Here is an 11,030-nt window from a genome sequence, read left to right as displayed (position 1 = left end):
TGCAGCCGTTTCAATCACCAGGCAGATCTGATACTCACCGGGTTCATCTACTATGACATCGGTTTCCGGCCCGCTATCACTGAACAAATCATTATTGATGTACCAGTGCCAGGAAACTACATCGCCTGCAGTTTCTGATCCGTTAAGAAATATGGTATTGTCATTTACGTCGAAGGTGAAATAGGCTTCGCAGGGTCCGGCCTTAGCGCTAAAGACACTAAGACTAAGAATAAGGATGGAAATTATCTTTCGCACCTGCCATAAATTTATGAGTTTCAAACATACATAGATTACTTCGTTAATCATAGCTAATATCTATGATTGAAAACATACAGTGGAATAGTTAAGCTATGTTAGTTTCAGCAAATAAAAGCTGTTGCAACAACTTGCTCTTCACCAGGGTTTGTTTCCTCTTCAGGTTGACAGCGCCTATTTTACAAAATTGTAAGCAGAAAATCACTAACCATTTTTGGCGTCATTACCTTAAAAATTAATGTACAGAATCGAGCGCATAAGTTATCGGTTACGGAAAGAACCTGAATCAGACTAGTTAATAATTACCATAGCGCAGAGAATTTCAATAACTATCGACCAAAGATGTGATCACGATTGAAAGATCAGCTACATCGATTTTGTTTTTGGAAAACAGGATGGTTGATTTTGCCTGATGAGGAAGCAGGTCGAAAAAGTTATCCCGGAATTTTACATCCTGGTTTTTGCATTCAAGCAAGATGTCTTTGGCAAGTTTACCGGTTGACAATTCAATTTGATATTGATATGGATAATCAGCAAAACCGGACTGATCATCCAGGTACGTGATTTTCTGTTCAATGATCACCTGAGATAATGATAGGTCTTTAGGTTGAGTAAAGAAATAATTCTTTTCTGCCAGCAGATGATTACCTGCACTGAAATTGGCAGTTAAAACAGATTTCTCCATGGCAAAATTTTTGGACAGCTTCTTTTCATCCATTGCAAATACCAATTGACTTTGATTGGCAGCCACGGTAATAATTTTTTCCGCTGACATTAATTTTGTTCCGTTGAAATCATGCAGTTCCAATTCTAAAAGGCCGGTTACATCAGCCAGTGAATCGGAAACGATATACACTTTATAATACCGTTCTTCCTTAACGACGGAAATCATATACGGTTTGTAAAGATCCCGCACGGCATACTGCAGCGCTTTCCAGGTTCCGAAATAGTCCCTGCTGCTCCACGAAACCACGGGCCAGCAATCATTCAGTTGCCAGTACAATGTTCCCTGGCAATACGGTTTGGAACGTCGGTGCGCTTCGATAGCAGTTGTGATACCATCTCTTTGCAGCAACTGCGATGTATAAACATAACTTTCAAAATCTTTCGGTGTGCGATAAGCTCTTTCCAGATAGGTGTCAATTTTTTCAAATCCTGTAGGATGTTTTTCGTGCATATTCAGCACTGCTGAAAATTTGTTTTTCCCTGTGTTTTGTAAGATTCTGTCATTCATTGAAGTGAATCGGCTGATAGTACTCATGGCAGGTAATGCCTGGAAGCCATACTCACTCATAAATCGTCCCACTTTCCGGCTGTAAACATTGAAAGGTTCATCTCCCCACCAAACGCCCCAGTAATGTGCATCACCTTGTTGCAAACTTTCTTTATGACCCCAGCCAATTGATGGAGACGAAGTAACATAGTTGCTTTGCGGATCAAATTCGTTCAGCAGACCCGGTATGATGACATGAAACAGATGCTGATAGTCATTCCATAGCTTTTGTTGTGTGTCAGAATCATAGTGGTATTGCTCTTGCCAGCCCCAGTTGTGCCATGCTTCATCAATTTCATTATTGCCGCACCACAAGGCGAGACAGGGATGATTGCGCAGCCGGACCACATTGTCAGTGACTTCTTCTTTAATATTTTTAATAAACGCTGAGTCGCCCGGAACCATCGTACCGGCGAACATAAAATCCTGCCAGATTAATATTCCCTTTTTATCACACAACTCATAAAAATCGTCAGCGGCATAAACGCCACCACCCCAAACCCGGAGCATATTCATGTTGCATTCCACGGCATCATCAACTATTCTTTCATAATCCATTTTCGCGACACGCGGCAGAAAATTATCAGGCGGAATGTAATTGGCGCCCTTCATAAAAACGGGAATGCCATTTAGTTCAAATCCAAATCCGGAACCGATGGTATCTTTTTCTTGCAGCAGTTGTATTGTCCTGATGCCATACTTAACCTGATACAAGATGCTGCGAACCGGGTCATCAATGCTTAACTTCAAGTCATACAACTTCTGTGGGCCGAGGCCGTTACACCACCATAGCTGCGGCTGTGCAATCTTAAGTGGAATGGAAAAATCGTTGATGCCTTGCTTCAAGTTGAAAACAGCAGTAGAAGCCTCCGCAGTTGCATCATTAGAAAATGTGAAAGCGGATTTTTTTTCGGTTGTGGAATGGATGCGTGCTTTAATCGACAGGTATGCCGTATCCGTCGTCAGCGAATCGAGGCTGATTAATGCCTGCTGCAACATGTATCCGCTCCACGCCCTGAGGTGGATGGGTTTCCAAATACCACAGGTAAGTAGTCTTGGTCCCCAGTCCCAGCCATACTGGTATTGCGCTTTGCGTATAAACGCTTTGCCATCCACATCGCCGGCCATCTGATAAGGAAGGGTACTCACTTGTTGATAGCCCTTATTTATAGCGGAATAGAAGTGAATGAAGAGGTGATTACGATTGCTTTGGATGATCCTCCGCACATTGACGGAGTAATTCCTGAACATATTGTCTGCCTCTAAAATCAGTGTGTCATTCAGATAAACATCGGCATAGGTATCGAGACCTTCCAGCTGTAACTCAATATTCGTTTGATTGATCATACTGTCGGGGCAGACAAAAAAAACCTGGTATTCCCAATCCTGTTTTTCAACCCATTGCACACTGTCTTCATTGCTGCCGATAAACGGATCAGGGATCATTTGATTACTGATTAAATCTGTATGTACAGTTCCGGGTGTAAGGGCAGAGTGCCACAGTGTATCACCAAACATCCGGAATTGCCAGGTGGTATTATCGCCTGTAAGCGGAATGGAAATTATTTGTGCAATGGCGGAAAGGGAAACACAATGTAACGTCACGAGTACAATAAAAAACCTAAGCCTGCCCGCGCTGCAGCGGAATGCTGAATGGAGGCTCCGAATTCCGATGTTTACACCTTTGTAACGCAGAGCAGTTGTACTACTTATCATTCGACAAAAGTTGCCATGTATTAAGAGCAAGATTGATAATATTCCGGATACGATACAAATCGGAAACGTAACCGCCATCTGCCATTAGCTGCTTCGCGGAGAAATGAAATTCAATAGTGCCGCTTCTTTTCACAAGATCAGCAATGTTTTTTTCCGTGATACCGCCACCGGCAAGTATCGAAATCCTTCCATCTGCATGCTTCACAAGTTTACTTATAAGGTCAGCACCTTTGAGTGCATTTTCCTGCTGACCGGAAGTAAGTACTCGCCTGTATCCAAGTTGTGCGAGGATTTCCAAAGCACGGAGTGGTTCTTTTACCACGTCGAACGCACGATGAAAAGTTACAGACAGTGGTTTTGCTAATGCAATCAATTCAGCGCAACGTTTTTCATCAATTGCCATTTCACGTGTCAATATACCGAACACTACGCCGGCTGCCTTTACACTTTTACAGAAGCTGATGGATTCTTTCATGTGATTGAATTCCTCTCCCGTATAGCAGAAATCTCCTTCCCGCGGACGAATCAGCACATGTACCGGAATATGAACAATACGCAGGCTTTCTCGGATAACTTCTTTTGCCGGTGTAAGTCCGCCTACCTCGAGATTTTCACACAATTCAATACGGCTGGCGCCGGCCATCTGTGCATTAATAGCTGATTGGAGGCCGTTGGCGCAAACTTCAAAGATTAATTTATTTTGATGCATCGAAAGTTGCCGGAAATAAATGTAAGCTGACTTTCTATAAAGATATTATTCCACGCTGATTTCATCGGCAAATAACCATGCAGGATGCCCGGCACCTGCTTTACCGGCTGGTATGGTACCGATATTCTGTGCTACAATCCTGATATATCGTGCTGTTGTCTTATTGAAGCTGAAGATAGCATGTCTTCCTCCTTCTTTGCTGATTGCTTCATTGCTTCTGCTACCAGCTGTATGAAATGTTTTTCCATCATCAGATAGGGCAACCGTTACCTGTGCCGGAAGATAAATCCAGCTTCCTTCATCATTTAACAGGCCTAGTGTTACATGCGATACGGTGTGAAGCGCGCCGAGATCAATGATTGCATCAAGATCGTCACCGGAAAAGCCCAGCCATTCGCTTCCATTCCATGGGATGCGGCCATTGATACCGTTGACTAAGGTGAAAGATCCGCCAATCCCGTATTTAGGATTGGGTTGGCGGGCAAATGTGATTGGTTTACCGGTTGCCAGGTTCAGCTGGAATTGTTGCACCAACTCAGGCCCTGTATTTCCTGCAACATCTTTGGCAATGGTGTTCAGCCTTATGGACCGGCTGATCAGCAGATCTATCGGTGTTTTTTCAAACCGGGTATTATTGGTGGCTGAAAGTATTTCATTTTCATATGAACTCAGGTTGTAGTTGATCGTTGCTTGTGGAACATCAGAAGAGAGGCGCACGATGACTCCGGCACCGTTGCTGTTAGGACGCACTTCCATCTTAACCTGCAGCAATGCCTTTGAATAATTGATGTTAAGGGCATTGAAGAGCGGGAAATGAAAGGTGGTGAGTCGTGTGGTGAAATCAAGGTAGTTGCGGTTTTCTTTTTTACTCCACAAGACCTCGCTCATTGCGCACATACGTGGAAAAATCATGTATTGCAGCTTTGAAAAGGAAGAGATGTATTCTGTCCAAACATTGGCCTGCCCGCCAATGATGAATGATTGCTCACTAGTTTCGAGCGCGGGCGGAACTGGTTCAAAAGCATACACTTTTTCCAGTGGTATAAAACCTCCGATTGCTAATGGTTCATTAGCATTTGGTGACTGATAATAATCAAAGTAGCAAAAATCTGTTGGAACCATAACTACCTCATGCTGCATGTTTGCAGCCTTAACACCACCGTCAAATCCTCTCCAGCTCATGATGGCTGCATTCTTTGTCAAACCGTCATGAAGAATTTCATCCCAGCCAATCATCTTCCTGCCTTTTTCACTGATGAAGTCAGCAATTTGCTGCGTGAAGTATCCCTGCAGTGCCTCTTCATCCGGTAAGCCGAGTTGCCTGATAAGATCCTGGCAATAGCGACTGTTTTTCCATTGTTCTTTCGGACATTCATCGCCACCAATATGAATATAGCTTGAAGGAAAAAGATTGATTACTTCCTGCAAGACATCTTTCATAAAGGAAATGGTTTGTTCTGTCGGACACAATACATCATTGAATACGCCCCAGTTTTTTGCCACCGCTATTGTATTTCCGTTGCAGGACAGTTCAGGATAAGCGGCTATCAACGCTGTGACATGACCCGGCATTTCAATTTCCGGTACGATGTTGATGAATCTTTTTCGTGCATAGCTGATCACCTCTTTTATTTCATCCTGCGTATAGTATCCGCCATACGGCATGGAATCAAACTGCGGGTTGTCGCTGTAATGACCGATTAATGTGCCGTTGCGCCACGCGCCGGTTTCTGTTAAACGCGGGTAACGTTTTATCTCGATTCGCCAGCCCTGATCATCGGTAAGATGCCAGTGGAAGGTATTGAACTTGTACGCAGCGAGGTAATCGAGGTATTGTTTCACTTCCGCTACTGAAAAAAAGTGACGTGCCACATCGAGGTGCATGCCCCGCCAGGAAAAGCGTGGATAGTCGGTGATTTTAAGTTGTGCGACCGAAACACGCTCGCCGGCAACAGCTGAATGGCAACATTGTAACAAACTTTGCAGTGCATAAAAAATTCCTGCCCCGCTGCCTGCACTGATCATCACTTGCCGGTCATTCACAGACAGACGGTATCCTTCCGGCGGCAGATCTGATGAAGCGGTTCGCTGCAACTGAATTACATCCGCTGTTTGATGGCTGAATGCTGATGCGGTGAGGTTCAGTGAGAATCTTTCTTTTATTGTTTGAACAAAAATTTCAGCGGCTCCTGCATCTTCTTCATTACTCCACGTGATAACCGTACTGCCCGAGAGGCTGAAATTGCCGGGAAATCTCTCTATTGAAACGGGTATAGGTATAATCCCTGGCGGCGTTGTATCCTGCGCAAGCGAAGGGGAGGTTGTTAAATAACAACATAGCAGCGCAAATAAGATCATGATCCGGCTGTGCTGCCTCAAGTTAATCAATTGATAAATCAGGCGTCTCGTTGTTGTGGGCATATCAGTTCGGCGGTAATATGAGGCTAACGCAGTTCGTGCCATATGATGGAGGCAGCGCCAAGAATGGCCGCATCGCCATCGTTAAGCAAAGACGGCAGGATTTTTATTTTGTTACGATAAATCTTGAGCAGGTTTTCTTCAAAAGAATCGCGGGTTGGTTTAAAGATGAGTTCCCCCGACTGCGCCAATCCACCGAACAGGAAGATAGCTTCAGGGCTCAGGTAAGTCACTGCGTTAGCCAGTGCAATGCCCAATATATGACCTGTGTAATTGAATGCGGTCAATGCCTCTTCATCTCCTTCTTTCGCCTTTTCATAAATAAATGCAGCGGTGATTTTCTCCGGTTCAATCGGAGCACGCCTGTCTTTTTCTGCGAGAAACTTCATGTATGATTTGCGGATACCGGTAGCAGATGCATAGGTTTCAAGGCATCCATAGCGACCGCAGCCGCACAACCGGTTACTGTTTTCTTTAATGATCGTATGTCCCATCTCGCCTGCGAATCCATCATGGCCATAGACAAGCGCACCATTCGAGACAATACCGCTGCCAAGACCGGTACCGAGCGTGATAAAAATAAAATGCTTCATGTTCTTTGCGCCACCGAAGAGCATTTCGCCTATTGCAGCGGCCTTTGCATCGTTGGTGAGTACTACCGGTAAATGAAGTGCTTCTTTGAAATGACTGGCCAATGGAACGATGCCTTTCCAGGGCAGGTTGGGCGCAAATTCCACGGTGCCGGAATAGTAGTTGCCATTAGGGCTGCCAATGCCTGCGCCAACCAGTTCCACGCCTTTCAGTTTTTGTACCAGTTGCAGAATGGAGGCTGATATTACATGGGCAAAGTCTTCTGCGCGTTTAAAATCCGGCGTTCTTGCCGTTTCCTGCAGCAGGATGTTACCCTTTTTATCTACAATGCCATACTTAGTGCCTGTGCCACCGATATCAATGCCAACAACAACTTTTTTCGCCATAGCCAATCATTTTGAGGTTAAGATGGGCAGAAATATTCCGATTACAAAATGATGGTAAATGCGGGTAATTTAAACAGAGGAAACAGCAACATAATAAACGTGGCATTAAACAAAGCATTACCAGGCATTGCGTGTTTTATCAATTACCACCTTGTTTTTTATGCCGATGAATGGTTTGAATTTCTTTGTGGAACTGATCTCGATACCTTCCCAACTGCCATTGTCACATCGAGAGGTGATCGTGCATCCATCGAGGATGAGGGTTGACTTAGGTTGTAGCATGATTTTGGCACCTGGTGGCAGCGATACGGTACAACGGATGGTGAGGAATGCATTGTTTTCAACAATCAAATCACCTGACAAATCCATGGAGCCGTTCCATTCTATGTTTTCGCCTGTGGCAATGGTAATTGTCTTTTCCGGCTGATAGGTGCACCAATCCGGTACGAGGAAGCGCCGTGAGGTTTTATCGTTATAAAAATTCATACACACTTTGGCCACCTGGCAGGGTGTAAAGGCTTTTTTATAGGCATTGTAATCCATCACATTATTGGAACATATCTCGCAGGGAGGCGGGCCGAAATTCCAGCAGCCGGGATGCTTGGGCGTATCATCGCAGCCATCATCCACATTCCATGTGTGCGAGAGGCCAAGGCAATGACCGAGCTCGTGATTCAAGAGCCCCGAAAGATCCCAGGTGCCGAACCGCAGGGTATCACCATTATCCATCACCACCGGATTCTTCCAGAGATAGTACGATCCCACCAGTTTGGCCCATGGTCCCATACCCACACCGTCACTTGAAGCTTTATACGTGGCACTCTTAACACTGTCGGGATCATGTTCAATCAAAAAGACATTGATCACCTTTTCTTTCTGAACACCATACAGCTCATATTGCCGTTTGTCATACACGTTGTTCTGTTTCTTTGATTTCTTATTCATGGCAAACAAGGAATCGTTACGGTGAATATATATTCCGTTATCATCGGGATTGGCGGGATCACCGCTAAGAATATACCGGTATGGAACAGGTACCACTTCCGTTGTATTGTCTTTTGGCAAGAACATTTTTTCATTACTGCCTAGCCGGCCATTTGCATCTGCCAACAATTGTTTAAGAAATACTTCCGCTTCGGCGCGTGAAAAGTTATTGTTCCCTTCTCCATCCTGAATAATATGAAAATTAATACGGACGGTACGCATGGGTGTAAATGCTGCATGCAATGAATCATACAGATAAGATTTATAGATGGTACAGGAGTTGGGAATGTTTTTTTTGGCTGATGAATCTATTGTTGCATCCGCTTTTGTTGCAAACCTAGTGGCTTTATGCTGACTATAAGCAGGTAAAACAAGGACTTGCGATAAAAGGATAAACAACAGTGAGTATTTTGACATATTGATGGAAAATTATGAGAGAATGTACAAGTAAAAAGCGGTTGGTTTCCCTCTTTGGATTATTAAATCATGCCTTGATGACAAAAGGTTGAAATGGCTGAATGGATAAATCGTTGTGGTGAATAAGGTGCGCAATTCCATTGATTGATGAAAGATATGCAAGTTCAGGTTTTATTCTTTCACCTGCTAAACAATTAACCATCCGGCTATGCAGCAAATTATTCTGATTTTGCCGTTTGAGTCAAATTCCTGTACGTTTGCAAAAAGACCAATCATGCGCATAAGTGTCTATTTCCTGTTGTTTGCTTTGCTGACATCCTGCACTTCACAAAAGGAGAAAGCAGAAGTTGAAATAAAAGCAAATCTTGAATTGGTGAACCAGAGTTTCTCGGATAATAAGCTGGATACTGCAGCCGCTAGTACGGTGGAGCAGGGTATTGGTAATTTCCTGGATAAATATCCGCAGGATTCGATGGCTTCGGTATATCTTTTTGAGCTCGGCCTTTTGTACCAGAAACAAAGAAAGTTTGAACAAGCCATCAACGCCTTCGATAAAGTGTATCGTGAATACCCTGATTCAAAGCATGCGCGTAATGCTGTCTTTCTGGAGGGCTTTTTATATGCCAATGTGCTTAATAACTATGACAAAGCCAGAGAAAAATATCAGCTCTACCTTGATAAATTTGCTGCAGCCGACGAGAAAATGACGAGTGATGTGCGGCTGGAATTGCAGAATCTCGGTAAGTCACCGGATGAATTATTGAAAGAGATTCTGGCGAAGGATTCATTGGATGCTCTGTAAGAGAGGTTCAACTCATTGCTGGATTGCTGTTAATCCGTTGCCGGCATTTACCATTCACAAAACTATTACCACCAACTTCCGGAACATCGTGTTGCATTGCCCTGTAATCTGAGGCGAAGGATTATTCCTTGTTTGAATGGTTTTCATTGACATAATTTCAAAAATAAATACTCATCCCTCGCTATCCTCAGGTCAATTCTTTTTTATTGCCGGAATTGTATCGGTGTTTATCATGCAGCATACTTGACCTCTAAAAATTATCTTTGAGAATTACCGGACAAATAAAATCGGCTTTTCATGGGTAAATGGGTTTTTGGCGTCTTCGCTGCCATAAAATGGTTTCGTCTTTCATGGATGCGTCTCACCGGAAAATCAGAAGCGGATCTTCATGTTGAAAGAGTGGTGTATGGCAGGGCCTGGTCTGACTTCTGCGATCGTCTCAAATCCGCCGGTGCAGCACTTGTCTATCCCGGAGCGCCTGTGGATGCTTTTCAGCAGGCAGAAGGTATTCGCTATCTCACCCGCCTTACACGGGCAGCACTCGAGGCTTACATTGAATACGGTGACACTGCCTTTCCGGAATTGAGAAGGATGGTGCATGAAACCGTCAAGCTTGGCGCCGATAACCCTGACAATTTTTATCAGAATGCACAGATCAGCGGCAGTTATGAATATCGCATCACCGGTAAAAGAAATAGCATCGACTATATTGGGTTCTTCACGCAAAACGGCGTGTATGGTCAGCCGGGCGGCATGGCACCCTGTGGTGTGATTGAATCAAAAGATTTAATTGTTGAAGCTGACGGCAGCTTTGAAATTATCCTGAGTAAGAGCCGCAAAGGGACGAACTGGCTGAAAATCGAAGATGCAACGAGCTTGCTGATCGTGCGGCAAACATTTCTTGACCGGCAAAACGAAGTGCCCGCAGCATTAAAGATTGAAAATCTGAATGGAAAAAAGGTGCCTGATCCGCTGACCGCTGAAAAGATTGACAGGGGACTCGAAACCGCCGCACTATTTATTGCCGGTGCACCATTTTTATTTGCAAAATGGGCAAACGGTTTTAAAAAGCATTCAAACAGGTTACCGCAATTCAGCCCCGAAGTTTCCAATGCAGCAGGAGGCGATGCAAGCATCATCTACTATCACAGTTACTGGACACTGCAAGAGGACGAAGCGCTTGTTATTAAATTCATGGCGCCCGATTGCGACACCTGGAATTTTCAATTGAATAATTACTGGATGGAATCGCTTGATTACCGGTATTTCCCTGTCTGCATCAATAAACATACTGCGGTGGCTGAAGAGGATGGCAGCATCAAAATCATTGTCTCAAAAATAAATCCGGGAGTCCTGAACTGGATTGATACATGTAATCACACGGAAGGAACCATGTGCCTTCGCTGGTACCGGTTGAGAAATGGCGCGCAGCCCGTTGAGCCGGAATGCAGTGTCACTAAAATTGCCTACCTGTTGTAA

The 11,030-nt window shown here is 44.2% G+C and carries 8 protein-coding genes; 2 read left to right on the top strand and 6 right to left on the bottom strand.

All coding sequences use genetic code 11. From position 1 onward, the window contains the following. The 6 genes from K1X61_06375 to K1X61_06350 all read right to left on the bottom strand — a co-directional run. The coding region (locus tag K1X61_06375; GenBank protein MBX7108259.1) for a hypothetical protein at positions 1 to 255 on the bottom strand (255 nt) is incomplete at its 3' end. Between the two features lie 322 nt (positions 256 to 577). Next, positions 578 to 3,133 carry a glycoside hydrolase family 2 protein gene (locus K1X61_06370; GenBank protein MBX7108258.1) on the bottom strand — a complete coding sequence of 852 codons (2,556 nt, stop codon included), beginning with the start codon at positions 3,131 to 3,133 and terminating at the stop codon, positions 578 to 580. Between the two features lie 100 nt (positions 3,134 to 3,233). Next, positions 3,234 to 3,953, bottom strand: a complete 720-nt coding sequence (locus K1X61_06365; GenBank protein ID MBX7108257.1) for a copper homeostasis protein CutC — start codon at positions 3,951 to 3,953, stop codon at positions 3,234 to 3,236. A gap of 45 nt (positions 3,954 to 3,998) precedes the next feature. Next, a complete protein-coding gene (locus tag K1X61_06360) occupies positions 3,999 to 6,311 on the bottom strand; it encodes a family 20 glycosylhydrolase (protein MBX7108256.1) in 2,313 nt (770 codons plus the stop codon). An 86-nt stretch (positions 6,312 to 6,397) separates the two neighbouring features. Further along, a complete protein-coding gene (locus K1X61_06355; protein ID MBX7108255.1) occupies positions 6,398 to 7,348 on the bottom strand; it encodes an ROK family protein in 951 nt (316 codons plus the stop codon). Positions 7,349 to 7,465: 117 nt separating this feature from the next. Next, entirely contained in the window at positions 7,466 to 8,749 is a 1,284-nt protein-coding gene (locus K1X61_06350; GenBank protein MBX7108254.1) for a hypothetical protein, read from the bottom strand. 274 nt (positions 8,750 to 9,023) lie between these two features. Here K1X61_06350 and K1X61_06345 point away from each other — a divergent pair, with 274 nt between their 5' ends. Both K1X61_06345 and K1X61_06340 read left to right on the top strand, forming a co-directional pair. Next, positions 9,024 to 9,551, top strand: a complete 528-nt coding sequence (locus K1X61_06345; GenBank protein MBX7108253.1) for a tetratricopeptide repeat protein — start codon at positions 9,024 to 9,026, stop codon at positions 9,549 to 9,551. Positions 9,552 to 9,848: 297 nt separating this feature from the next. Then, positions 9,849 to 11,030: a hypothetical protein gene (locus K1X61_06340; protein MBX7108252.1), complete on the top strand. Its 1,182-nt coding sequence runs from the start codon at positions 9,849 to 9,851 to the stop codon at positions 11,028 to 11,030.

It is taken from the genome of Chitinophagales bacterium (assembly GCA_019694975.1).
Lineage (GTDB): Bacteria > Bacteroidota > Bacteroidia > Chitinophagales > UBA10324 > JACCZZ01.
The sequence above is the reverse complement of the archived record's forward strand: the minus strand, read 5'-3'. Positions and strand labels throughout refer to the sequence as shown.

Bases quoted from the DNA above. Each gene is read 5' to 3' on its own strand.
- K1X61_06340 (MBX7108252.1), top strand. From the start codon at position 9,849: ATGGGTAAATGGGTTTTTGGCGTCTTCGCTGCCATAAAATGGTTTCGT.
- K1X61_06365 (MBX7108257.1), bottom strand. From the start codon at position 3,953: ATGCATCAAAATAAATTAATCTTTGAAGTTTGCGCCAACGGCCTCCAA.
- K1X61_06355 (MBX7108255.1), bottom strand. From the start codon at position 7,348: ATGGCGAAAAAAGTTGTTGTTGGCATTGATATCGGTGGCACAGGCACT.
- K1X61_06345 (MBX7108253.1), top strand. From the start codon at position 9,024: ATGCGCATAAGTGTCTATTTCCTGTTGTTTGCTTTGCTGACATCCTGC.
- K1X61_06360 (MBX7108256.1), bottom strand. From the start codon at position 6,311: ATGATCTTATTTGCGCTGCTATGTTGTTATTTAACAACCTCCCCTTCG.
- K1X61_06350 (MBX7108254.1), bottom strand. From the start codon at position 8,749: ATGTCAAAATACTCACTGTTGTTTATCCTTTTATCGCAAGTCCTTGTT.